The organism is Cellulophaga baltica, assembly GCF_018861125.1.
Lineage (GTDB): Bacteria > Bacteroidota > Bacteroidia > Flavobacteriales > Flavobacteriaceae > Cellulophaga > Cellulophaga baltica_A.
In genome coordinates, this window is record NZ_JAHKQN010000015.1 from 166,769 (window position 1) to 191,337 (window position 24,569).

At 31.5% G+C, this 24,569-nt stretch carries 21 protein-coding genes; 9 read left to right on the forward strand and 12 right to left on the reverse strand.

All coding sequences use genetic code 11. The features are described 5' to 3' along the window. Together KO500_RS06925 and KO500_RS06930 are read right to left on the reverse strand one after the other, a co-directional pair. Positions 1–558, reverse strand: coding sequence for a CPBP family intramembrane glutamic endopeptidase (locus KO500_RS06925; RefSeq protein ID WP_215955794.1), 558 nt, complete (start codon positions 556–558; stop codon positions 1–3). Beyond that, on the reverse strand, positions 555–1,223 hold the full coding sequence (locus KO500_RS06930; protein WP_215955795.1) for an ABC transporter ATP-binding protein: 669 nt from the start codon (positions 1,221–1,223) through the stop codon (positions 555–557). Before KO500_RS06930 ends, KO500_RS06925 begins: the two co-directional genes overlap by 4 nt. Before the next feature lie 135 nt (positions 1,224–1,358). Here KO500_RS06930 and folE point away from each other — a divergent pair, with 135 nt between their 5' ends. Both folE and KO500_RS06940 read left to right on the forward strand, forming a co-directional pair. Further along, a complete protein-coding gene (folE, locus tag KO500_RS06935; protein ID WP_215955796.1) occupies positions 1,359–1,958 on the forward strand; it encodes a GTP cyclohydrolase I FolE in 600 nt (199 codons plus the stop codon). A 63-nt stretch (positions 1,959–2,021) separates the two neighbouring features. Further along, positions 2,022–2,324 (forward strand): hypothetical protein, encoded by a 303-nt coding sequence (locus KO500_RS06940; protein WP_215955797.1) that lies wholly within the window; start codon positions 2,022–2,024, stop codon positions 2,322–2,324. Between the two features lie 77 nt (positions 2,325–2,401). Here the strand turns inward: KO500_RS06940 and KO500_RS06945 are convergent, their stop codons facing one another. The 7 genes from KO500_RS06945 to KO500_RS06975 all read right to left on the reverse strand — a co-directional run bounded on the left by KO500_RS06945 (position 2,402) and on the right by KO500_RS06975 (position 9,963). After that, positions 2,402–4,621 carry a TonB-dependent receptor gene (locus KO500_RS06945; RefSeq protein ID WP_215955798.1) on the reverse strand — a complete coding sequence of 740 codons (2,220 nt, stop codon included), beginning with the start codon at positions 4,619–4,621 and terminating at the stop codon, positions 2,402–2,404. A gap of 512 nt (positions 4,622–5,133) precedes the next feature. After that, on the reverse strand, positions 5,134–5,451 hold the full coding sequence (locus KO500_RS06950; protein WP_215955799.1) for a DUF6787 family protein: 318 nt from the start codon (positions 5,449–5,451) through the stop codon (positions 5,134–5,136). 29 nt (positions 5,452–5,480) lie between these two features. Continuing rightward, the gene (locus KO500_RS06955) at positions 5,481–5,939 is read right to left on the reverse strand and encodes a DUF6146 family protein (protein ID WP_215955800.1); all 459 of its coding nucleotides are present in this window, start codon (positions 5,937–5,939) and stop codon (positions 5,481–5,483) included. Between the two features lie 71 nt (positions 5,940–6,010). Continuing rightward, the gene (locus KO500_RS06960) at positions 6,011–6,658 is read right to left on the reverse strand and encodes a DUF937 domain-containing protein (RefSeq protein WP_215955801.1); all 648 of its coding nucleotides are present in this window, start codon (positions 6,656–6,658) and stop codon (positions 6,011–6,013) included. 68 nt (positions 6,659–6,726) lie between these two features. Continuing rightward, entirely contained in the window at positions 6,727–7,677 is a 951-nt protein-coding gene (locus KO500_RS06965) for a D-2-hydroxyacid dehydrogenase (protein WP_215955802.1), read from the reverse strand. 80 nt (positions 7,678–7,757) lie between these two features. After that, positions 7,758–8,822 (reverse strand): 3-phosphoserine/phosphohydroxythreonine transaminase, encoded by a 1,065-nt coding sequence (gene serC / locus KO500_RS06970; RefSeq protein WP_215955803.1) that lies wholly within the window; start codon positions 8,820–8,822, stop codon positions 7,758–7,760. Positions 8,823–8,895: 73 nt separating this feature from the next. After that, positions 8,896–9,963 carry an acyl-CoA reductase gene (locus KO500_RS06975; protein WP_215955804.1) on the reverse strand — a complete coding sequence of 356 codons (1,068 nt, stop codon included), beginning with the start codon at positions 9,961–9,963 and terminating at the stop codon, positions 8,896–8,898. Positions 9,964–10,047: 84 nt separating this feature from the next. Between KO500_RS06975 and KO500_RS06980 the strand changes: the two genes are divergently transcribed. Beyond that, positions 10,048–10,401, forward strand: coding sequence for a 4Fe-4S dicluster domain-containing protein (locus KO500_RS06980; RefSeq protein ID WP_215955805.1), 354 nt, complete (start codon positions 10,048–10,050; stop codon positions 10,399–10,401). Positions 10,402–10,553: 152 nt separating this feature from the next. On the opposite strand, the gene KO500_RS06985 is transcribed toward KO500_RS06980, so the two are convergent. The 3 genes from KO500_RS06985 to KO500_RS06995 all read right to left on the reverse strand — a co-directional run bounded on the left by KO500_RS06985 (position 10,554) and on the right by KO500_RS06995 (position 15,386). Further along, positions 10,554–13,337, reverse strand: coding sequence for a TonB-dependent receptor (locus KO500_RS06985; protein WP_215956045.1), 2,784 nt, complete (start codon positions 13,335–13,337; stop codon positions 10,554–10,556). A 387-nt stretch (positions 13,338–13,724) separates the two neighbouring features. Continuing rightward, the gene (locus tag KO500_RS06990; protein ID WP_215955806.1) at positions 13,725–14,720 is read right to left on the reverse strand and encodes a FecR family protein; all 996 of its coding nucleotides are present in this window, start codon (positions 14,718–14,720) and stop codon (positions 13,725–13,727) included. 90 nt (positions 14,721–14,810) lie between these two features. Then, complete coding sequence (locus KO500_RS06995) at positions 14,811–15,386, reverse strand: RNA polymerase sigma factor (protein WP_215955807.1); 576 nt, start codon at positions 15,384–15,386, stop codon at positions 14,811–14,813. A gap of 211 nt (positions 15,387–15,597) precedes the next feature. Between KO500_RS06995 and ychF the strand changes: the two genes are divergently transcribed. The 6 genes from ychF (at position 15,598) to KO500_RS07025 (ending at position 24,351) form a co-directional block, all read left to right on the forward strand. After that, entirely contained in the window at positions 15,598–16,692 is a 1,095-nt protein-coding gene (gene ychF / locus KO500_RS07000) for a redox-regulated ATPase YchF (protein WP_215955808.1), read from the forward strand. Positions 16,693–16,892: 200 nt separating this feature from the next. Further along, positions 16,893–18,755, forward strand: a complete 1,863-nt coding sequence (locus KO500_RS07005) for a DNA topoisomerase IV subunit B (RefSeq protein WP_215955809.1) — start codon at positions 16,893–16,895, stop codon at positions 18,753–18,755. Between the two features lie 32 nt (positions 18,756–18,787). Beyond that, on the forward strand, positions 18,788–21,397 hold the full coding sequence (locus tag KO500_RS07010; RefSeq protein WP_215955810.1) for a DNA gyrase/topoisomerase IV subunit A: 2,610 nt from the start codon (positions 18,788–18,790) through the stop codon (positions 21,395–21,397). A gap of 29 nt (positions 21,398–21,426) precedes the next feature. Next, the gene (locus tag KO500_RS07015) at positions 21,427–22,245 is read left to right on the forward strand and encodes a LytTR family DNA-binding domain-containing protein (RefSeq protein WP_215955811.1); all 819 of its coding nucleotides are present in this window, start codon (positions 21,427–21,429) and stop codon (positions 22,243–22,245) included. Between the two features lie 123 nt (positions 22,246–22,368). Further along, on the forward strand, positions 22,369–23,241 hold the full coding sequence (locus tag KO500_RS07020; protein WP_215955812.1) for an alpha/beta hydrolase: 873 nt from the start codon (positions 22,369–22,371) through the stop codon (positions 23,239–23,241). A 150-nt stretch (positions 23,242–23,391) separates the two neighbouring features. Continuing rightward, positions 23,392–24,351: a sterol desaturase family protein gene (locus KO500_RS07025; RefSeq protein ID WP_215955813.1), complete on the forward strand. Its 960-nt coding sequence runs from the start codon at positions 23,392–23,394 to the stop codon at positions 24,349–24,351. Positions 24,352–24,569 lie beyond the last annotated feature (218 nt).

The following is a 24,569-nucleotide window of genomic DNA, read 5'->3' on the forward strand; positions in this document are numbered from 1 at the left end:
TTAATCGGGTAAATTTCCTGTTAGCTTTAATAATAATGTAGGCACAATTAATATTCCGTTATGGCAAGCGTGTAAAAGTATAGACCAACCTAGCCCTAACTTTACTCTTGTAAAACCAAGAATAAATCCTGCTGCTATTTGTGGTGCAACCAAAATAGGAGCGAGCCAAATATTTTCAGTAAACGATTCAAAGTTTGTTAGGTGTATTAGCCCAAATAATAATGCGGAATTATAATATGCATATTTGAAAAAGTGTGAATTTTTAAAGAAAACTAAAGGCGCTCTAAAAAGTAACTCTTCCAGTAGAGGTGCAAAAATAACAGCTAGTAGAAAAATTATAAATTCATTGTACTTCTCAAATAGCTGATCCATTCCATGATTGCCAATTTCTGCACCTGTAGCAGTAATGATAATACTCATCAGTATTCCTAAACAAAAACTTGTAAAAATGGTAAGTACAAGAATTTTAGTAAAAGCAGTAAACTTTTCTTGTTTTAAGTTTTTATGAAAAGCAATGTATTGAGGCTTTTTTATAAATTCCCAAATTTGCTTGATCATTCTGCATCAACCATTAAACCATCAACAATAGTTAATTTTCTATCAGCCATTGATGCTAATTCATTATTGTGGGTGATAATAACAAAAGTTTGTCCAAACTCATCTCTAAGTTTAAAAAACAATTTATGGAGGTTGTCGGCACTTTCAGAATCTAAATTCCCACTAGGTTCATCAGCATAAATAACACTTGGGTTGTTTACTAAAGCACGGGCAACAGCAACACGTTGCTGTTCGCCGCCAGAAAGCTCACTGGGTTTGTGATTGTAACGGTGTGAAAGGCCTAAAAAGTCAAGTAACTCTTTAGCTCTTTTTTCTGCTTCTGATTTTGAAGCGTTTTTTATAAATGCAGGAATGCAAACGTTTTCTAGGGCTGTAAATTCAGGTAATAATTGATGAAACTGAAAAATGAAACCTATATTCTCATTTCTAAATTTTGCCAATTCTTTTTCTGTTAATGATGTAATATCAGTGTCTTTTATTAATAACTGACTATCTTTTTTATTAGACTGAATATCGAGAGTACCCAAAATTTGTAAAAGTGTTGTTTTTCCTGCACCTGATGGGCCAACTATAGATACAATTTCACCTTTTTTGATATGCAGATTTACACCTTTTAAGACCTGTAAATCACCATAATATTTTTGGATGTTATTTGCTTTAATCATGCAATTTCAATTAAAAATATGAAAGTAAGCATTAGCAAAGACATGGCAAAACTTAAGACTAAACTACCTGTATTAGTGAAACTAATAATAATCGAGTATTTTTGCAGGTATAATTTATAGTAAAGCGTTTAAGATATGGCTTCATACGAACATTTTGAAGAGTATAATATAAAAGTTAAAGAAGAGGTTCAAAATAACTATTCAACAATACTTGATGGTATAGGAGAAGATGTAACAAGAGAAGGTTTAGTAAAAACACCGGAAAGGGCCTCTAAAGCTATGATGTTTTTAACTCAAGGTTACGAGCAAGATGCTGTTGAAATATTAAAAGGAGCAATGTTTAAAGAAGATTATGATGATATGGTCATCATAAAAGATATTGAGCTTTATTCACTTTGTGAGCACCATATGTTGCCGTTTTTTGGTAAAGCGCATGTTGCTTACATACCAAATGGGCATATTGTAGGCCTAAGTAAAATACCACGTGTAGTAGATGTTTTTGCTAGACGTTTGCAAGTTCAAGAACGTTTGACACATGATATTTTAGAGTGTATTAATAATACTTTAAAGCCTAAAGGTGTTGCCGTGGTTATTGAAGCTTCACACATGTGCATGATGATGCGCGGTGTGCAAAAGCAAAACTCAGTAACAACAACATCAGGTTTTAGAGGGCAGTTTGAAAAGCAAGAAACTAGAAACGAGTTTTTAAAATTAATAAGCTCTAGTCTGTCATAATACTAGAACAAATAATTTTTGGCACTCATTTTGATTTAAATTAATAAACCATTAAATTTAAATATGTCAAAAATTAAAGATAAAAAAATACAACACCTGTTATTAGGTATTCTTTTAGATGCCGTTGGTATGCTATCTTTTGTAATACCAGGAATAGGGGAGTTTTCTGATGTAATTTGGGCACCAATATCTGCTTGGATTATGACAAGGCTTTACAAAGGTAAAATTGGCCAAGCAGCTGGTATGGTAACTTTTATTGAAGAATTAGTGCCAGGCCTAGATTTTATACCAACATTTACACTCATGTGGTTTTATACCTATGTATTTAAAAAGTCTGAAATTGAAGATCAACCTATAGAGGTTTAGTTTCAAGTTTATATAAAATAAAAGCGGAGATGAATTTTATTCATCTCCGCTTTTTTATTGTTTTTTACTTTATTCTTTTAAAGAGGAACACTCAACCCTAAACTAATGTTTCTTCCAATATTTGATATGTCATCATACTTTAAACGAGAAAGGTGTGATGCATAATTTTTATTTAAAAGGTTGTTACCTGATATGCGGATGTCCATAGGAGTATTAAAAATCTCCATTTTGCCACTTATACCAGCACTTAATAAACTATAACCATCTGTTTCGGTTTCATAAGATGCAATTTTATCTTGACTAAAAGTCGATTTTAAAGTAACAAAAAACTGACTATTTTTTAACCAAGTCTCAGAATTAGTAAATTCAGCTCTTAAGGTATTAGTTATATTCTTTGCTGGAATTAAAGGTAGATTATCATCGTTTTTCTGTTTACCAGTAACTGTTTGATAACTACTTTCAAAATGCAACCAATCTAATGGATGAGGATGAATATGTATACCAGCTTCACCACCATATAATTTAGAATCTTCTTGAAGGTATTCATACACTAAATTATCATCTATTTCTTCATCTGTTGGTGAGATGTATATATAGTCATTTATAGAATTGTAGAATCCGTTTACAAAAATTTCAAAATGTTCATTTTTATATTCTAGCGCCATATCAGTTTGAATGTTTTGTTCATTATTTAAAGTAAGGTCACCAATCTCATAACGGTTTGTACCTTCATGAACACCATTTGAAGTTAATTCAGCTAAATTCGGAGCTCTATAACCAGACGCTACATTTATTCTAGCAACAAAATTATCTAAGAAATTAAGTTTGTACCCAATAGCCGCATTAAAGCTGTTGAAATCTCTATCTACTGCACCAATATAATCTTCATCACCTATATCTCCATTCTGTTCGCCATCAATAGCTCTGTAGTCATAACGAAGCCCAAATTGAATGTCATTGTTCTCATTTAAATGTAAATGAGAAGTACCGTAGAAGCCAATATCATTTGTAGTCGCATCAGGTATTAATAATTCTTCACCATAATTGGTATTTGTTTGGTTTAAGCCTTGTGCACCAACAATAGTTTCTAAAATACCATATTTAGGTAAATGATATTGTAAGTTATAGGTAAAAGTATTTAAATTCATGTGCAAAGCAGCACCTTCTTCATCTTCTTCAAATTCCTTTCTAATATTAGAAGTATACCCCAAAGTAAGATCTAAACTAGATTTTTTTAGCAATAAGGAATTTTTTAAGCTTAATATCTGATTATCAATAGTTTGATGTGGGTCCATCGGATCACGATCAGTAGTTTGTTCCCCTATTTCTTCCGGAATACCTAAATTAGAATTATTATAATTGTAACGTAGTTCTGTTTTAAAGTTTGTTAACTGATATGCCAACCCTGTTTTAATATCAAATTCTTTAAATCTAGAGTTGGTCACTCTTTCATCTCCTCCAGTTTTATAATCTACATGCGATGTAACAGCACTGCGTAGTAAAAATTTTAAATGTTCACCAGATGTTTTAAATCCTGCGTTAGCATTAATACCTAGAGTGTTGGTGTAATAATTTAAATTAACGTCACCTTCAGTATCATTATTTATTGCAAATTTTTCAGGATTCAGATATAAAACGCCGCCCATAGCATCAGAACCGTAAAGTAAGGAAGCAGGGCCTTTTATAACCTCTACGCTTGATATTCCAGCATCATTTACCCCTAAACCATGTTCATCACCAAACTGTTGGTTTTCTAATCTTATACCTTGTGTATACACCAAAACCCTGTTAGCGTTTAGACCTCTAATTACAGGTTTACCAATACCAATACCGGTAGAAACACTTTCAACCCCTGCAATTTTAGTAATTCCGTCAGCTAGAGTAATCGCTCCTTTATTTTTTAAATCTGTAATGCTAGCATATTCAACCTTCATCACGTTTTCACTTTGTAATTTGTGAAAAGGTGTAGAAACTATTATTTCTTCCATTTCAATAGCACTTTCATTTAAAACAGCATCAAAAATAATTTCATCAGAAGTTATAGCTATTGTTTTTGATATGGTTTGGTATCCAATATATGATAATACTACTTTGTACGCTCCTGTTGGTAAATTAGAAACTTTGTAAACTCCATTTTCATTGGTTACATCTCCTTTTTCTAGTTGAGGGAAATAAACTGAAACTTGCTCTAATGCTTCATTTGTTTTAGCATCTGTGACAGTACCAGTGACTGAGTTTTGTGAATAAATTGCACTTATAGATAGTATGAAAAGTAATGAAAGAAGTATCTTTTTCATTGTATTTTTATTTTTAATAATGGCTTAAACTTTATAAAAGATTATAGCTCAAATAAATATTTATTATTTTTCATGGTCTTATAAACAGATGATTATTTGTTGTTAAGAAATTGAAGGGGGCCCTCTAAGAGAAAAGTGTAATTTTTGAAATTTACTTATTTGAATATATAAGTTTTTATGTATTTTAAAATTTGAATACATAAAAGTGAAGCTGTAGTCTATTGTTTCCGGAAATGTAAAAGGATTAATATCGTAATGTTTAAAATTACAATTTAATTCTACCTGATGAACATGGACTTTGTTTTTTTGAGTACAAACAATTTCTTGGTGTTCAAATAATGCGTGATAAGATTTAATGATACTCGGCATCGCTAATGCAGTAAGTAAAATACAAACAGTAAAAGAAAGAAGAGAGTTCTTTGTATGTACTTTCATGTTACAAAGAAATGAAACCCTTATCAATTGGTGTGTTAAGAAATATATAAGGTTATTTTAAAACGGAATAATAATTTCTATTTGAATAAAAAACCTAAACCGAATCTGCTCAGCATTTTCTTTTCAAAATTCCAGAAGAAATTAAATTGCCCAAACAACCAGCCAAATGCGACTAGTAATACTTGATAAATAGGGAAAATAATAAGAATTCGAACAGTCCAATATAAAACAGAAAAATACCAATCATCAGCAAAAATCTCTCTTGTAAAACCTATGTAATCTAAAAAAGGTCTTGCAATTTTTAATGAAGATGAGCCTGTAAGCGCAAAAACAATTAGTATCATAACAATGGAGAAATTTGATTCTATTCCCCAGCGTTGTTTTAATTTTTCCATATCATAGTTTATATTTTACAAATATACTATTAAATGCGTGGTATAAAAGTGCCTAAACGTTGATTGTATTTTCTTTGGAAGTAGATAAAATAGTTGTAAAGTTTATAATTTACCTCGTAACCATAGTCAATTCCTTGGCTGTAATTTATTCGCATTTCATATAAGTTAGGGTCGTATCTATTAAATTGTAAAACTCTTTGATTCCACTCGGTTACCCAAATTGCATTTCTATTTTCTAAATAGCTTTGTGTGTAATACCCTTGAGAGTGAGCAACACTTTGTAGCCAGAAATTAAAACCAGGTTCAATTATGATTATTTCATACTCACTTTCTTCATCATTAATTGTAATCGTATCACCTTCAGTTTTAGTAAAAGCTTCTTTTTCAGTATCGTTTATGCTAATAGCAGTTTTACTTGTATTGCAACTGTACGCTAAACTAGCTATTAGTATTAATGCGGTAATGACCTGTAAAATTCTTTTTTTCATAATTATTAAGATACAAAAAAAGCCAAACATAAGTTCGGCCTTTATAAATTGTATAATGAAGAATAATAATATTATTTTCCGAATAAACCACCAAGTAAGCCACCTAAGCCACTTTTTTGTTGTGTTCCTCCACTATTCATAACCATCCCAGCTACGTCATCTAAAATACTGCCATCACCATCAGAATCTAAGAAAGATTCAATTAATGATTGTTGTTTACCAGCATTGCTTCCGCCACCTAATAAACCACCAAGAACGTCACCAATACCATTTGCACTAGTTACATTTTGATCTTGTGTTTGTTTAGATAAAAGTCCCATTAAAATAGGAGCAGCTACTTTTAAAATTGTACCAACAGAACCAGCATCAACTCCAGTTTTTTGACTTAAAGCATTTTCTACTTGAGCTTGTTTTCCGCCAAGTACATGGCCTAATATTCCGGCACCATCACTCATTACAGAGTCATCAACACCGCCACTAAATAATCCACCAAGATTACTTAATATATTTCCATCGTGTTTTCCACTTGTTAAAGCTCCCATTAAGCCTGCAGCACCTTCAGGTGTTGAGGCATTCTTTTTCATTGCACCCATTAATAACGGCATAGCCATAGTTAATACGCTTGCAGTTTTGTCTTGTGGTTCATTTGCTTGACCTGCAACACCACTAATAATTTGTTGCCCTATAGGCCCGCTTAATAAATCTAATATTCCTGACATTTTTATAGTTTTGGTTTAATATTTTGTTCAATTTACAAAAAAGTTACTAATCATTGAAAAAAAGTCATTTATTTTAGAAGATTGGTAATTTTAGAGGCTAATTCTAATCCAATTCTACTTTGAGCTTCTTGTGTAGCTCCACCAATATGTGGTGTTAATGATATATCTGGGTGCATTAAAATTGGAATCTCTGGTTTTGGTTCAGATTCAAATACATCTAAACCTGCAAAAGATACTTTTCTTTGTTTTAAAGCATCAACTAAAGCAACTTCATCTAAAGCACCACCACGAGATGTGTTGATGATACCAACGCCATCTTTCATGCTATTAAATTCACTTTTGCCAATAACGTAAGCAGTTTGTTTAGGCGTATGAATTGTAATAAAATCAGAAGTTTTTAATAATTCTTCTTTCGGAGTATTGCTTAAATTGAAGGAAACTTCTTGTCCGTCAAAAAATGGAATAGAAACAGTCATCTTTTCAACTTCAGTATCGTGATATATAACTTTCATACCCACACCTAGTGCAATTTTAGCTGTAGCTTGTCCAATTTTACCAAAACCAATAATACCTAAGGTTTTTCCTTTTAATTCAGAACCCTTAGCGTAACTTTTCTTTAGCTCTTTAAATTTACTATCACCATCTAATGGCATATTTCTGTTCGAATCATATAAATAACGAACACCACCATATAAATGTGCGAATACTAACTCAGCAACAGAAGCAGAGGAAGCTTCAGGGGTATTTATGACATGAATACCTTTCTTTTCAGCATAAGCAACATCAATATTATCTAAACCAACGCCACCACGACCTATTAATTTTAAATTAGGACATTCATCAATTATATCTTTTTGAACTTGTGTAGCGCTACGTACTAAAAGAACTTCAATATTTCGAGTATTTATATAGCTTATCAGTTGCTCTTGAGCAACATTTACAGTTAGTACTTCAAAACCATTTGCCTTTAAGGCTTCAACACCTTCTTGGGCAATTCCATCATTTGCTAATATTCTCATTTTAAAACTAGATATTTATTTAAAATATAAAATGCCAAGTTCTAAATAATATAGAACTTGGCATTTATAAAAAATTGAAATTATGCTTTTCTTTCCATTTCACTCATTACATCTACTAAAACACCTACGCTCTCAAGAGACATAGCGTTATACATAGACGCTCTATAACCACCAATTGATCTGTGACCGTTAATGCCACTAACACCAGCTTCTTTCCACATAGCATCAAAAGTATCTTTTAATTTTTCATCAGTTAAAGTGAAGGTAGCATTCATTGTAGATCTGTCTTCTTCTTTAGCGTATCCTTTAAACACGGGGTTTAAATCTATTTCAGAATATAATAATTGCGCTTTCTTATTATTAAGTTCTTCAATTACAGAAATTCCGCCTAAACCTTTAAGCCATTCTAAATTTAACATTGTAGTGTATACAGGAAAAACAGCAGGAGTATTAAACATACTCTCTTTTGCTATTTGTATTTGGTAATCAAGTATAGAAGGTATTTTTCTAGTTACTTTACCTAAAATATCTTCTTTTATAATTACTAATTGTGTACCTGAAGGACCCATGTTTTTTTGTGCTCCTGCATATATTAAATCAAACTGAGAAAAATCTAATTGTCTTGAGAAAATATCAGAACTCATATCACAAACTAACGGAATGTTCACTTTAGGGAACGTTTTCATTTGAGTTCCGTAAATTGTATTGTTAGAGGTAATGTGTAAATAATCTAAATCATTAGGTACGCCAAACATTTTAGGAATGTGATTAAAACCTTCCTCTTTAGATGACGCTACTTCAACCACTTCTCCGAATAATTTTGCTTCTTTAATTGCATTATTACTCCAAGTACCTGTATTTAAATAGCCTGCTTTTGTTTCTAAAAGATTGTATGCAACTCTAATGAATTCCATACTTGCGCCCCCTGTTAAAAATAAGGCTTTATATCCTTTATCCTCAAGGTCTAAAATTTCTAAAGCTAAAGCTCTAGCATTCTCTATAACTTCTACAAATTCTTTGCTTCTGTGCGACATCTCTATTAAAGATAATCCAGAGCCATTAAAATCTTGTACGGCTTCAGAAGCTTTTAGTAAAACTTCTTGTGGTAAAATACATGGACCTGCGCTAAAATTGTGCTTTTTCATTTTTGTAGTATTATTTTTAAGCTTGCAAAGGTCTTAAAAATATAGCTGATTAAATAATAAATACGCTAAAAATCTATGAGTTTGTTAACAAGAAGCTAATTGTATCAACATTATCAGCATAATCACTGATGTTTGGTTTTTGAGTTTTGCCAAATTTCACTTCATAATCAAAAACCCCTTTAGATACCACGCATTGAATTTTGTTTTTGTCATTATCGAGTTTATTTTTAACACTATCAATCGAATCATATTTTTCGTAAAATAACGAGGCAATAGGCGAGGCGTAACTTTCGTCTTCTTTTAGTATTAAAAAACCATTATCTAGCAGCTTAAATTCACTCATTAAGTATACTGCTTTATTGTAATCGTAATTATTGGCATATTTAATTTGCTCTACTATAGGGCTAAATTTGAATATGGCTTTAAAAAAAGCATCAAAATCATAATCTTGTGGAACTAATAATTTAGAAACACTACGGCAGCCTAAACCGTAGTATTGAAAAATATCTTCCCCTAAAGCGGTAAGCTCTTCTTCCGTTTCATTACCTGTTAAAACAGCTACAGAATTCCTGTTTTTTCTTATAATATGAGGTTTGTTTTTAAAATAATGCTCAAAATAGCGTGCAGTATTGTTACTTCCGGTAGCTATAACTAAATCAAAATCAGATAATCTATTGTCTTCAAAAGCGATAGCATCTTTTAAAGTGGGTTCAATATCAATTAATACTTTAGCAACAAAGGGTAATAATATATTATCATTAGAAGATAGTTTTACAATAGCTTTGTGTCCTGTTATCAAAACTGATAGAAAATCATGAAACCCTACTAAAGGAATATTACCCGCCATGATTAAAGCAACTGTTTTAGACTCTATTAAATTAGTTAATTTATAGTTTGCTAACCAACTTTCTAAATTACCTTTTTTTAATTCTTTAGACCAACTTTTGATGCTAAACAAAATGTTTTCGCGATTAAACCATCCATTTTTATGTTTTGCTAAAGCTATTTTATCATCAAAAGCCGTAAATAAATCCGATGAAGTTTCAGGAGTTTTCCCATCATTGTTAGCATAAACACAATATTCTTTGAAAAAAGTACCAAGTTTAACAAAAGCTTCTTTTCTTGTCGTAAGGTCTGTCATTATATTTGTATAGGATTGTATTAGGTTTTACCTTTGCAAAAGTATTGATACTGAAATTAATTCAGCATAAAAGAAAAGAAAATTATGGCAATTATAATAACTGATGAATGTATAAACTGTGGAGCTTGTGAACCAGAGTGTCCAAATACTGCAATATATGAAGGTGCCGATGAGTGGAGATATAGTGATGGTACGTCATTAAACGGTAGTGTTGTTTTACCTGATGGTAAAGAAGTTGATGCTGATGATGTTCAAGAGCCTATTAGTGATGAGGTGTATTATATTTCTCCTGATAAATGTACAGAATGTATGGGATTCCATGAAGAGCCTCAATGTGCTGCTGTGTGTCCTGTAGATTGTTGTGTGCCTGATGATGATCACGTAGAAACGGAAGATGAGCTATTAGCTAAACAAAAATTTATGCACCCTAACGGATAGTATAGAAATAATTTTATAAAAAAACCCGAACCATTATTGGTTCGGGTTTTTTGTTGCATTGATGTTGTTTAACATCGTATTTCTAAGTTAATAGCATTAAAAATATAAGAAAGCTACCTAAAAGTGTGTTAGGTAGCTTTCAAAGCAACTAATTAAAATCTATAATTAATTGAAAAGTTAATCATAGTTCCTAATTGGCTAAAGTGATAACCATCGTAAGTCATTTGAGAATAACGTTGGTTAAAAGTAATTAGGTTTGATTGGTTTTCAATTTCAGTTAAGCCAGTTGATGTAATAGTTGTATCATCAATAATAGCTTGTCCATCCGCGTTTTCAGCTTTGAAAGACCATTCAGGTAGAATATCAAATATATTGTTGATGTTTAATGATAGCGTTAACTTATCAGTAGCACTAAAGTTAACACCTAAATCTGTAACAACTTTTGGAGTAAACTCAGTTCTTAAGTTTTCATCTAAACCTTGTTGCTTAAAGGTAGTTTTACCAAAATAAGTATTGTTTAGAGAGAAACCGAATTTGTTAATATCATAATTAGCTCCTAAAATCCATTTAGTTTTTGGTCTAGAAGTAAAGAATAAAGCTTCTTGCGTATCATTTACAACTGATTGACCAGAATCTGCAACTAAATCAATATCATTTACATCTCCATCACGTTCGTTTGTAATAGTATAATTACCAGATAAGTTCAAGCTTAAGCTTCCTTCGCCGATAGCTATATTTTTTTTACTTAAAACTACATCAATACCAGATGTTTTAGTATCAATAGCATTAGAGAAGAAACTTACATCAGTTAAGTTGTTGTCTGTTAAAATTTGATCTAAAGCTGTATCTCCTGCATCAGTTCCAGTGATTTCAGATCCTAAAACAATTCTGTCTTTTACAGCAATATTATAATAATCTAAAGTAAAACTAAAGCTGTTATCAAATTTACCACCAAAACCAATTGTAAAGTTATTCGATGTTTCGGCATCTAATTCAGGAATACCTAAAAGTTTAGCTTGTGTAGATACATTATTAATTAAACCACCGACTTGAATACCTTGGCCTGGTACAAAACTGTATTGAGCTTTTTGCGTATAAATTTGGTGTAATGTTGGAGCTCTAAAGCCTGAAGATATAGATGCTCTTGCAGTTAATTGATCTGTTAATTTTAAACGAGAGCTAAATTTGTAAATAAATGTATTCCCAAAATCAGAATAGTTCTCAGTTCTAACAGTACCACTTAATAAAAAAGCGTCAGATACATCATAATCTAAAGAGAAGTAACCACCAATGTTGTATCGGTTAAATTTGCCAGCGTTTTCAGGACTGTTACCCGCAAACGAATCGGCACCACCACCGTCATAAGAAGCTAGTTCACCTTCAATAACTTCAAATGTTTCATTTCTAAACTCAGCACCAAAACCTATGCTAATTTTATCTGATAATATTCTTGAAATATCAATATTACCTACATTATGAGTGAATTTTGTTCCTCCTGGATCAAATGATTGTTGGCTATTTTCTCTATATAGTTGTGACCCTTCTGTAATTTCTCCATCGTCGACAACACCGTCTCCGTTAGTATCAATCCAAGTTGATGGGGAGTACACGTAATTTCCATTATGGGTATTACTTACTGTATATGTTTGAGTATTACCACCAGTTGTAAAACTTGCGTCAATATTCCAATCATTTTTAGTAGATTTAAACCCTATTGTAGCGTTGTAATCGCTTAATAAACCTTCAAATGTTGGCAAATAGCCATCATAACCATTTTCTGTAGTAGGGTTGTCTCCAGGGTAAAAATCCGCTAAATAAGAAAAACCATCATTATCATCATCTAAAGTTCTCCAGTAAGGAGTTCTGTAATTCGCAAAACTATTTACTTTTTTGTAAACGTAAGCAGCATTACCATAAAGGTTTGTGTTTTCACTTAATTTATATCCCATGTTTACTTCAAATTTAGAAGCAGCAGTTTCAGGAGAACCATTAACGTTATTTGCATCAGGGTTTCTACTTAAAAATTCCTCTACAAAATCTAAGTCAGCACCAAAATCAGCAGCTTCACCTAAAGCACTAACTGTACCAGGTCTGTTTGCTTGGTTAACTTTAGATAAATCAATAGTATAATTAACAAAACCTTTATTATCACCAATTGTAGTACCGTTATTTAAGGCAACGCCAAACATTTCGCCATCACCTTCACTTGTGATACCTGTTCTAATAGTTGCAGAGCCATCATTAGGACTATCTTTTAAAATAATATTCATTACACCGGCAATCGCATCAGAACCATACTGAGCAGAAGCTCCATCACGTAATATTTCAACACGTTTAATTGCATCTGTTGGAATACCAGAGATATCAGCACCAGTTTCACCACGACCAGGAGAGGTTTGTGTGTATAACAGTGCGCTTAAGTTTTTACGTTTACCGTTAATTAATATTAATGTTCTTGAAGGTCCCATGTTTCTAATCTCATAAGGATCTAAAAGAGATGTTGCATCATTTACCGGAGTTTGTACAGTGTTAAATGATGGTATTTTATATTGTAATGCTTTGTCAAAAGTTGGTTGCCCAGTTGAAGTAAGTTCTTTAGCACCTACAACATCAACAGGTAATGGTGTATCTGCGTTACTTCTTGGAGCAGTACGAGAACCAACAACAATAAACTCATCTAACTGATTGCCTTCAGAAAGCTGAACGTTTAGGGTTGAATTTCCGTTAACTTTTTTCTCCACAGTACCAAAACCAATGTAACTAAATACTAAGGTTGCATCGCTAGCGGCTTCAATAACATAGTTACCATCAAAATCAGTAGTTGTACCAGTGGAAGTACCTTTAACAACAATGTTAGCACCGGCTAAAGGCATTCCATCTTGATCGGTAATTGTACCAGAAACTGTGTTTTGAAGGTTGAATACGGTATTTATCATGTTAATATCAGCAGCTCCAACAGAACCTACTTTACTAACTTCTACCTTGTTATTTTTTTTATGATAAACTACGTAGTATTTGTTACCTAAGTATTCAAAATCAAAACTTGTTCTTTTCTCTAATTTAGATAAGATAGATTCTAATTTTTCATAATTGTAATCTTTAGGGTCTAATGAAGAACCTGATAATAATGTGGGATTGTATGTAAAAAACACGTTGTGTTTTTTGCTTACATCATTTAAAAAGTCAGATAATGTAATTTTCACATCATTTGCTTTGCTATTCGGTACGTCTGCGTGAGCAATGCCAATAATACCTAAGAATAGGACGACAGAGCTTAAAGTGTTAATTAATTGCTTTTTTTTCATATTTGTGAGTTTTAGTAATTAGTTGTTCGTAATTAAGAGTTTGTTTTCATGTTTTTGTATTGTGATGCCTGCGGACTTTTCAATTGCATCAATACATATTTTCAAATTTTCATTAGGAATTCCGCCAGTTATTAAAATATTTTTAGAATTAGTATCAGTAAATTCAGAAGTGATACCATAGGTGTTTTCTATGTATTTCATTACTTCAAAAAGAGATATGTTATTAAATATGTAGGTTCCATTTTTCCAATGTGCATATTTGATTTTATTACTGACTTTCTCGTGCATGAAGTTTTCATTGTTCTTTGAATATGAAACAATTTCTCCAGGCGCCATTTTTTGAGAGTCACCATTTTCAAGCAATAAACTTATAGAGCCTTCATCGAGTAATACATTGGTTTTTTCATTGCGAGTATTTACATTAAACTGTGTACCAAAAACTTCTACTTTTAAATCATTTGTAGTTACCCAAAACTTTGCTTTAGTAGAAGGTTTAGATTTAACTTTAAAATATGCTTCACCTTTAAGAATAACATCTCTAGGGTTTTCTTTTTCATATTTTAATTCAGAATTACCGTTTAAGACCACAGTTGTGCCATCAGGTAATTTTAAATTAATAATCTCACCAAAACCTGTTTTGTGTATTATTTCATTAGTTTGGAAATTATAATACAAGAAGAACAATAGTAAAACACTCGCTAATATTGCAGGTAATGCTAATGCTTTTTTGTTGTATGAAGATTTAATGTTGTTTTTTGGTGAAGCAGTAATATTAATTTTATCTAAAACAGAATTTAATTTATTATCGATAAAAGCTTTGTCTAGCGTTTTGTGTTCAAAATTAATTCCTAATATAATATCTCTAGCATTATATATAGTATCAACTTGGTCAGCGTTGTCTTGTATCCAATTATTCCAAAAAGCAATATCATTTCTATTTTTTTTATATACCCAATTTTGAAATGAGGTATCATTTAAAAGATTTTCTAAAAGATGTTGTTTATTGTTCTCCATGCGTAATATAAAATATTGGCTTTATACCTATATATTAAGTAAGAGAGGTGAGTTTTTATTTTATACCCTAAAAAAACAAAAAAAATGCATTTATTTTTTTAAAACGGCAGCCAACATGTTGTTTTCTATGTTGTTTCTAAGTTTAGTAAAAGCTTTTTGTAGTGTATTTGATACGCTTTGGTATGTAATACTCATTGTAGTGGCTATATCAGAAGTTGAAAGCTTACTATAATATTTTAAGTAGATAACTTCTCTTTCTCTAGTAGATAGTGTGTTTAGTATTTTTGTAACAGTTTCTTTTTTTGCGGTAGTAAATTCCTGATTTATTCTTAACTCTTCAGCTGAAAATTCAAAATTTAATGATTTAGCTTTAACGCTTTCAATATCCGTATAAGTGCGTTCCTTTTTCAAATAGGTTAATAGTGATCTTCTAAATGAAATAAATAAATACGATTTTACACTTTTTACTTCTTTAATACCTTTTCTGTGTTCATATAGGTAAATAAAGAAATTTTGTAAACAATCTTCAGTAGCTTGAGTGTTATTGCAAATTTTTAACCCATAATTATGTAAAGGAGAATAATATAGCTTGAAAATAGCAGAAAATGCATCAGCATTACCTTCTAAAAATAAACGCCATAATATTTCTTCTTTGTTAGTTTGCATTATCCGCACTTAAAGTTTTACGATTATTAATATAAATTTGGTTAACGAAACGTTAAAGTAGTTATTTTACTAATAATCTTCTAAAGTTTTTTTAAAAATATTGAAAATAATTAGGTGAATTGATGATTTCACAAAAAATATCTTTGTTTTTATATATTGTATAAATTATCATAGTAAAAACTATATTTGTATCGTTAAAAAAAATAAACTGATGAAAGCAGGAATCGTAGGATTGCCAAATGTGGGTAAGTCCACATTATTTAATTGTTTGTCTAATGCAAAAGCTCAAAGTGCAAACTTTCCTTTTTGTACAATAGAACCTAATATAGGTGTGGTAAATGTACCAGACCCAAGATTACAAAAATTAGAAGAATTGGTGGTTCCAGAGCGTGTTTTGCCTGCAACTGTAGAAATTGTTGATATTGCTGGTTTGGTAAAAGGGGCAAGTAAGGGCGAGGGTTTAGGTAATCAGTTTTTAGGGAATATTCGTGAAACTGATGCAATTTTACATGTTTTGCGTTGTTTTGATAATGATAATATTGTTCATGTTGATGGTTCTGTTGATCCTATTAGAGATAAAGAGACTATTGATATGGAATTGCAGTTGAAAGATTTAGAGACTGTAGATAAAAAATTAGAGAAAGTTAAAAGAACTGCTAAAACAGGTAATAAAGATGCTCAAAAAGAAGAAGCTGTATTATTAAAGATAAAAGAAGCTTTAGAAGCAGGTACTTCGGTAAGAGCTGTTGAGGTTTCACCTGAAGATCATGCTGAGTATGTTCATCCATTACAATTTATTACAGATAAACCAGTAATGTATGTGTGCAATGTAGATGAGGAATCTGCGGTAAGTGGTAATGCCTATGTAGAAAAAGTTAAAGAGGCTGTAGCGCAAGAAAATGCTGAGGTTATATTTTTAGCTGTTGGTACCGAAGCTGATATTACAGAGTTAGAAACATATGAAGAAAGACAAATGTTTTTAGAAGATTTAGGTTTAGAAGAACCAGGTTCTGGAAAATTGATTCGTGGTGCTTATAAATTATTGAATTTAGAGACTTATTTTACCGCAGGAGTTAAAGAAGTTCGTGCATGGACAATTCCTGTTGGCGCAACTGCTCCGCAAGCGGCTGGTGTTATACACACTGATTTTGAAAAAGGTTTTATTAGAGCAGAAGTTATTGCGTATAGTGATTACGTAGCACTTGGTAGTGAAGCTAAAGTAAAAGAGGCTGGTAAAATGAAAGTAGAAGGTAAAGAGTATATTGTAAAAGATGGCGATGTTATGCATTTTAGATTCAACGTCTAATATATTTCGTCATTAAAAAAAATATTAAGCCTTACTTGATTATTTTAAGTGAGGTTTTTTTATGCGAAAATTTGAAATTAGACTTCAATTTTGGGATATAAACAAAATAAAAATGTTTATTGTTGATTACTTTCGGCATCTGCTATTTTATCTTTCGATTACAGTTGTTATATTAGCAACGCTTTCGAACAAACCTATTTATGGCTGACAATACAAATACACAATATACTGAAGATAATATTCGATCATTAGACTGGAAAGAGCATATTCGTATGCGTCCTGGTATGTATATTGGTAAGTTAGGTGATGGTTCATCAGCCGATGATGGTATTTATATTCTTGTAAAAGAGGTTATAGATAACTGTATTGATGAATTTGTAATGGGTTCTGGTCGTACCATAGAAATTAATATTAAAGAAAATTTAGTTTCTGTTCGTGATTACGGTCGTGGTATTCCACTTGGTAAAGTTGTAGATGTAGTATCTAAAATGAATACTGGTGGTAAGTATGATTCGCGAGCATTTAAAAAATCGGTAGGTTTAAATGGTGTTGGTACAAAAGCTGTTAATGCCTTGTCGACCTTTTTTAAAGTAGAATCTTCACGAGAAAGTAAATTAAAAACTGCAGAATTTCACCAAGGTAATTTGGTTGCAGAAGAAGGACCTATTGATTCTTCAAAGAGAAAAGGAACCAAAGTTTCTTTTATCCCTGATGAAGCTATTTTTAAGAATTATAAGTTTCGTAACGAGTATATAGAGCGGATGCTTAAAAACTATGTGTATCTAAATCCTGGGTTGACTATAGTTTTTAATGGCGAAAAATTCTATTCAGAAAACGGACTTAAAGATCTTTTAGAGGATAATAACAATGTAGAAGATATGTTGTATCCTGTTATTCATTTAAAGGGTGATGATATTGAAGTTGCCATTACGCACAGTAAAACGCAATACAGTGAAGAATATCATTCTTTTGTAAATGGGCAACATACTACACAAGGTGGTACGCATCAAGCGGCTTTTCGCGAAGCAATAGCGCGTACAGTTCGTGATTTTTATGGTAAAAGTTACGATGCATCTGATATTCGGAAGTCAATTATATCTGCAATTGCAATAAAAGTAATGGAGCCTGTTTTTGAAAGTCAAACAAAAACAAAATTAGGTTCAACAGATATGGGAGGTGAATTCCCAACCGTTCGTACGTATATAAATGATTTTATAGGTACAAAGCTTGATAACTACTTGCATAAAAATCCTGATACTGCTGAAAAGTTGCAGCGTAAGATTATGCAAGCTGAAAAAGAACGTAAGGAGCTGTCCGGTATTCGAAAATTGGCAAAAGATAGAGCTAAGAAAGCAAGTTTACATAATAAAAAGCTTCGAGATTGCCGTGTGCATTTAGGAGACACTAAAAATGATAGATATTTAGAAAGTACACTTTTTATAACAGAGGGTGATTCTGCATCTGGTTCTATTACAAAATCTCGTGATGTAAATACTCAAGCTGTTTTTAGTTTAAGAGGTAAGCCTTTGAATTCTTATGGAATGAGTAAAAAGATAGTTTACGAAAACGAAGAATTTAATTTGTTGCAAGCGGCATTGAATATTGAAGATTCAATGGAAGACTTAAGGTATAATAATATAGTAATTGCAACTGATGCAGATGTTGATGGTATGCATATTCGTTTGTTGTTAATCACGTTCTTTCTTCAGTTTTTTCCTGAGTTAATAAAAGAGAATCATCTTTATATTTTACAAACGCCATTATTTAGAGTTCGAAATAAAAAGAAAACATATTACTGTTATAGCCCAGAAGAAAAGCAAGAAGCAATGGAGGCTTTAACGGGTAAACCAGAAATTACACGATTTAAAGGTTTAGGTGAAATTTCCCCTGATGAATTTAAGCACTTCATTGGTGGTGATATTCGCTTAGAACCTGTTATGTTGGATAAGACCATGTCAATAGAGAACTTACTGCAATTTTATATGGGTAAAAATACTCCTGACAGACAAAAATTTATAATAGAAAACCTTAAAGTAGAGTTAGACTTAGTAGAAGATAACTAAATAGAAACCAAGATAATACGATTAATTCTTGAATGGAAGAAAATGAAGAATTGAACGAAGAACATAATGATCACCAAGAAAATTCTCAAGATACCCTGACCAAGGTAACGGGAATGTATAAAGATTGGTTTTTAGATTATGCTTCATATGTAATTTTAGAACGAGCAGTGCCTGCAATTGAAGATGGTTTTAAGCCAGTTCAAAGGCGAATTATGCATGCTTTAAAAGAGCTGGATGATGGTCGTTACAACAAAGTAGCAAATGTAGTAGGGCATACAATGCAGTATCACCCACATGGTGATGCAAGTATTGCTGATGCTATGGTGCAAATTGGTCAGAAAGACTTGTTGATTGATACTCAGGGTAACTGGGGGAATATTTTAACGGGTGATAGTGCTGCTGCATCAAGATATATCGAGGCCAGATTGTCAAAATTTGGACTTGAAGTGGTTTTTAGTCCTAAAATCACCGAATGGCAGGCTTCTTATGATGGAAGAAAAAAAGAACCTGTAAATCTTCCTGTAAAATTTCCATTATTACTCGCTCAAGGTGCAGAAGGTATTGCTGTTGGTTTGTCAACGAAAGTTTTACCTCATAATTTTATTGAACTTATTGATGCTTCTATCAAACATTTGAAGGGGCAAAAATTCACCATATATCCAGATTTTCCAACTTCAGGAATTATCGACGTTAGTAATTATAATGACGGTTTAAGAGGTGGTAAAATTCGTGTTCGGGCAAAAATATCTCAATTAGATAAGAATATACTGGTTATTAGTGAAATACCTTACTCTACTAATACTTCTAGTTTAATAGATTCTATATTAAAAGCAAACGAAAAAGGTAAAATTAGAGTTCGTAAAATTGAAGATAATACTGCTGCAGATGTTGAAATTTTGGTGCATTTGCCATCTGGTTTGTCGCCAGATAAGACTATTGATGCTTTATATGCATTTACGGCTTGTGAAACTTCAATTTCGCCATTAGGTTGTATTATTGAAGACAATAAACCGTTGTTTATTGGTGTGACGGAAATGTTAAAACGTTCAACGGATTATACCGTTGAGTTGTTAACGGCAGAATTACAGGTGCAACTTAGAGAGTTGGAAGAACAATGGCATTTTGCTTCATTGGAAAGAATATTTATTGAAAATCGTATTTATCGCGATATTGAAGAAGAAGAGACCTGGGAAGGTGTAATTGCTGCGATTGATAAAGGTTTAAAACCTCACATTAAACATCTAAAACGTGCCGTTACCGAAGATGATATTGTTCGTCTTACAGAAATTAGAATTAAACGTATTTCTAAATTTGATATTGATAAAGCACAACAGCTTATTGATAGTCTTGATGAAAGAATTGCACAGGTCAAGTATGATTTAGAGCATATTATTGATTTTGCTATTGATTATTTTAAAAATCTGAAATCTAAATACGGTACAGGTCGTGAGCGTAAATCTGAAATTAGAATTTTTGATGATATTGAGGCAACAAAAGTGGTTATTCGTAACACGAAGCTTTATGTAAATAGAGAAGAGGGTTTTGTGGGTACATCATTAAAGCGTGATGAATATGTAACAGATTGTTCTGATATTGATGATATTATAGTAATCACCAAGCAAGGTGAAATGATGATTACTAAGGTGGATTCTAAAACTTTTATTGGTAAAAACATCCTCCATGTTGCTGTTTTTAAGAAGAAAGACAAGCGGACCATCTATAACATGATATATAAAGATGGTAAAGGTGGGCCGAGTTATATAAAAAGATTTAATGTGACAGCGGTGACTAGAGATAAAATATATGATTTAACAAATGGAGCAAATAATTCGGATGTTTTATATTTTTCTGCAAATCCAAATGGTGAAGCTGAAATAGTCACTGTGCTTCTTCGACAAGCAGGTAGCATAAAAAAATTGAAATGGGATATAGATTTCGCGAATATTCTTATTAAAGGACGATCTTCAAAAGGTAATTTGGTTACAAAATATCCAGTTAAACGTATTGAACTTAAAGAAAAAGGAGTTTCCACATTAAAACCTCGTAAAATTTGGTTCGATGATGTTGTTCGTAGATTAAATGTTGATGGTAGAGGTGAGTTGCTTGGTGAGTTTAAGGGTGAAGATCTTTTGCTAGTGGTTACTCAAAAAGGATATGTGAAAACATTTTCACCAGAGCTTTCTGCGCATTTTGATCAAGATATGATTGTTTTAGAAAAATGGAATCCTAAAAAGCCAATTTCAGCAATCTATTACGATGGGGAAAAAGAGAAATATTACATTAAAAGATTCTTGATTGAGAATGAAAATCGAGAAGATTTGTTTATTTCTGAACATCCAAAAACAGTTTTAGAATTAGTTTCTACAGATTGGAGGCCTGTTGTTGAGCTTGAATTTGTGAAACCTAGAGGTAAGGATGTGAAGCCTAATCAAGAAGTTGATATTGAGGATTTTATATCGGTTAAAGGAATTAAAGCTTTAGGTAATCAGCTTACATCTGACAAGGTAAAAAACATTAATAACCTTGAGTCTTTAGAGTATATTGATCCTGATGAGGAAATTAAGGATGATTCTGAAGAAGCAAAAAAAGAAGAAAGTAAACAAGAAGGTGATGAAGATGGTTCTCAAGCATCCTTATTTTAGTCTTTGCTATTAGGTTTGATTGCTAATTTATGGTTTTAAATAAAAAATTTCCATATAACCCCAATTACAGACTTCATATACTAATTGGGGTAATTTTGGGCGCTTTGTTGAGTTTTATTTTGATAAGTTTAAAGCCTTTCAATCTTAATAATTTTAATAATCCATATAGCGGAATACTATTAATAGGATTTGGTTTTTCGGAATGCATAAATTACATTTTAGCATATTTAATTTCAAATTATTTCTTCTTAAAAAGAAGAAGTTGGTTGGTGTGGGATGAAATAATTTTCATTTGTATATCGTCTATTTCTGGGGCTATTATAGGTTATATATATTTAGATATAGTATTTGAGGAGCAACCTATTTCAATTAGTAGATTTTTACTTTTTGTATATCACCTATTCTTGCCAGTTTTACCTCTTATTGTTTTTACTAAAACGGTAGTTAGATATTTATTTTCTGCAAAATCTAATATCGGTAAGGAGCATAGTGTTGGTGATAAAACAAAAAACAGTTCAAATACACTGCTTATAAAGGGTGATTATCTTAAAGATGAATTGGTTATCTTGGAGGATCAGTTATTGTATGTTAAATCTGAAGATAATTATGTTATTGTTTATTACAAAGATGAAATTTTAAGTCAAAAAATGTTACGTTCAAAATTATCTAATATATTAAATCAAGCCCCTTTCTTGGTTCAAACACACCGATCTTATTTAGTAAATTCAAATCTCTCCTTTAAAATAAAGGGTAATTCTCAGAAGGCTGTTCTTATTTCAAAATTTTTTAAAGAGGAAATTCCTGTGTCAAGGGCTTCGTATAAAACAATGAAAGTGTTATTCGGTTAATACCTATAGGTTAATCAATTCATACCTAAGTCCGGTGTTTTATCACTATTAAACGCATTAAATACCTTTTATTTCAGCTACATCTTATTTTGTTTTTAGTTTGCTTCAACTAAAAAAAATAAAATGAAAAGAATATTAAAAATCACAGGTTTTGCCATCTTAATGGTAGTGTTCGTAATAATCGGGTTTGCTATTTATAAATATCAAACTGATGAAGTTTTAAAAGCAATGATTAATCATGATGAATCTAAACTTGCATATAGTCCTTCGAAAGATACTATTGGGGCAGATGGGTATGATTATAAGGAGTATCAATTGCAGGTTAATGATTCAATAACAACTTATAATTATTTCTTCAAAACTAAAAAAAAATGTAAGGGTTATGTTTTTTTTATCCATGGTTCTGGAGGTAATGCAATATATCTTTCTAATTTATATAAAACACTTATTGATGCTGGTTTTTCAGTCTATGCTGCTGATTGGCGAGGTTACGGTAAGGCTGATGGCTCTCCAAATTACAGAGGGGTTTTGCGAGATACTGAAGTTGCTTTTGATGATTTTTTGACTAGAATTAAAAGTGATAGTTTAAAAACTATTGTTTATGGAGTTTCTTTAGGAGGGCAACTTGCCATCAAAATAACTAAAGATAATCTTAATGATGTAGATGCACTAGTATTAGATGGTGCATTTGAATCAGCACAACAAATAGCTATTGATTATGCTCCATTTGATTTTTTAAAAAATAGAGCAAAAAATCACCCCGAAGATTTTAATCAGATTTATATTGGGGTGAGAGATATTAAAGAGATTAGAAATACGCCAAAACTTATAATTCATAGTTTAAATGATTTAAATGTTTCAATAAACCATGGTAATAATTTGTTTAATAATGCTTTAGAACCTAAAGAGTTTTGGAGGACAAATACTTCCCATATTATGACACTGCGAGACTTACCTGATGAGACAATTGAAAGGATAGAGAGGCTGATTCAATAGATTTAACTTTATTTTCATAAAATCTGAATCTTAATTATTAATTTTGACTATAAACCGATTAATAAAAGTAATATAATAGTACTAGTTTATAAGTTAAACCGTTTGTTATTTATAGGTGAATAGTGGTACATTTGAAAAAAAAATAAAAATATGGATTTAACAAACCCTCTTGTTTACGGTGCACCGTGTTTTATTATATTTATTTTATTAGAACTTACTTATAGTAAAAATCACGATGAGCATCATGATTTATACGATTGGAAAGATCTTTTTGCAAGCGGATTTATGGGTGTTGGTTCTGCAATTCTGGCAGCTTTACTTAAAGTGGTTTCAGCAATTGTTATTTTTACCTATGTATATGAAGTATGTAATCCTTTAGTTGATGGTGTACATACGAACATATTAGGATATACTGCTTTTGGTTATGCATGGTATGTTTGGCTTTTATGTCAATTAGCGGATGATTTTACGTATTACTGGTTTCACAGAGCGAATCATGAAATTCGTATTTTATGGGCGGCGCATATTGTCCACCATTCTTCAGATAATTTTAACTTAGGTACTGCGGTTCGTAATGGATGGTTTACATTATTGTATAAACCTTTATTTTACATGTGGATGCCTGCTATTGGTTTTTCACCTGAAATGGTAGTTTTTTGTTTAGGAATAGAAGCCTTATGGCAATTTCAACTGCATACAGTACTATTGCCTAAATTGGGAATTTTTGAAAAATTCATGAATACGCATACAATGCACCAAGTTCATCATGCTCAAAATGTAGAGTACTTAGATAAAAACCATGGTGGATTCTTAAACATTTTTGATAGAATGTTTGGTACGTGGTTAGAGTTAGATGATAAAATAGAGGTTAAATTTGGAGTAACACATGCTCCAAATTCAAATAATCCAATTGTTATTTTAACGCATGAGTTTAAAGATATTTGGATAGATATGAAAAAGTCTAAAAAGCTTTCGCATAAGCTAATGTATATATTTGGACCTCCTGGTTGGAGTCATGATGGGAGTACATTGACTGTAAAACAACAGCAACGACTTTTTGAGAAACATGTAAAAGAAAGTCCTGGCACTGTGTTTCACAGGCCTAATTAAATAATATTAAAAAAGAGCAACTAGTTTAGTTGCTCTTTTTTTTATGGTATGCCCTTTTGGTTGGATTGTAAAAGTTATTAGCCTTTTATAAGCTTAGCTTTTATAATAATTATTCTTTTAAATAAGCTCATTATATATATGAGAACTTGTTAAATAAGGGGCTCTAAGCGCTTTTATTTGTGTAAAGTTATCTTTTAGTAAAATATGTATTGCAATTA

Excerpts from the sequence above, each read along its gene's own strand:
- KO500_RS07020 (WP_215955812.1), top strand. The coding sequence starts at position 22,369 with ATGAAAAGAATATTAAAAATCACAGGTTTTGCCATCTTAATGGTAGTG.
- KO500_RS06930 (WP_215955795.1), bottom strand. The coding sequence starts at position 1,223 with ATGATTAAAGCAAATAACATCCAAAAATATTATGGTGATTTACAGGTC.
- KO500_RS07025 (WP_215955813.1), top strand. The coding sequence starts at position 23,392 with ATGGATTTAACAAACCCTCTTGTTTACGGTGCACCGTGTTTTATTATA.
- KO500_RS06980 (WP_215955805.1), top strand. The coding sequence starts at position 10,048 with ATGGCAATTATAATAACTGATGAATGTATAAACTGTGGAGCTTGTGAA.
- KO500_RS07005 (WP_215955809.1), top strand. The coding sequence starts at position 16,893 with ATGGCTGACAATACAAATACACAATATACTGAAGATAATATTCGATCA.
- KO500_RS06990 (WP_215955806.1), bottom strand. The coding sequence starts at position 14,720 with ATGGAGAACAATAAACAACATCTTTTAGAAAATCTTTTAAATGATACC.
- KO500_RS06965 (WP_215955802.1), bottom strand. The coding sequence starts at position 7,677 with ATGAGAATATTAGCAAATGATGGAATTGCCCAAGAAGGTGTTGAAGCC.
- ychF (WP_215955808.1), top strand. The coding sequence starts at position 15,598 with ATGAAAGCAGGAATCGTAGGATTGCCAAATGTGGGTAAGTCCACATTA.
- KO500_RS06945 (WP_215955798.1), bottom strand. The coding sequence starts at position 4,621 with ATGAAAAAGATACTTCTTTCATTACTTTTCATACTATCTATAAGTGCA.
- KO500_RS06955 (WP_215955800.1), bottom strand. The coding sequence starts at position 5,939 with ATGAAAAAAAGAATTTTACAGGTCATTACCGCATTAATACTAATAGCT.
- folE (WP_215955796.1), top strand. The coding sequence starts at position 1,359 with ATGGCTTCATACGAACATTTTGAAGAGTATAATATAAAAGTTAAAGAA.
- KO500_RS06940 (WP_215955797.1), top strand. The coding sequence starts at position 2,022 with ATGTCAAAAATTAAAGATAAAAAAATACAACACCTGTTATTAGGTATT.
- KO500_RS06950 (WP_215955799.1), bottom strand. The coding sequence starts at position 5,451 with ATGGAAAAATTAAAACAACGCTGGGGAATAGAATCAAATTTCTCCATT.
- KO500_RS06960 (WP_215955801.1), bottom strand. The coding sequence starts at position 6,658 with ATGTCAGGAATATTAGATTTATTAAGCGGGCCTATAGGGCAACAAATT.
- KO500_RS06925 (WP_215955794.1), bottom strand. The coding sequence starts at position 558 with ATGATCAAGCAAATTTGGGAATTTATAAAAAAGCCTCAATACATTGCT.
- KO500_RS07015 (WP_215955811.1), top strand. The coding sequence starts at position 21,427 with ATGGTTTTAAATAAAAAATTTCCATATAACCCCAATTACAGACTTCAT.
- KO500_RS06975 (WP_215955804.1), bottom strand. The coding sequence starts at position 9,963 with ATGACAGACCTTACGACAAGAAAAGAAGCTTTTGTTAAACTTGGTACT.
- serC (WP_215955803.1), bottom strand. The coding sequence starts at position 8,822 with ATGAAAAAGCACAATTTTAGCGCAGGTCCATGTATTTTACCACAAGAA.
- KO500_RS06995 (WP_215955807.1), bottom strand. The coding sequence starts at position 15,386 with ATGCAAACTAACAAAGAAGAAATATTATGGCGTTTATTTTTAGAAGGT.
- KO500_RS07010 (WP_215955810.1), top strand. The coding sequence starts at position 18,788 with ATGGAAGAAAATGAAGAATTGAACGAAGAACATAATGATCACCAAGAA.
- KO500_RS06985 (WP_215956045.1), bottom strand. The coding sequence starts at position 13,337 with ATGATAAATACCGTATTCAACCTTCAAAACACAGTTTCTGGTACAATT.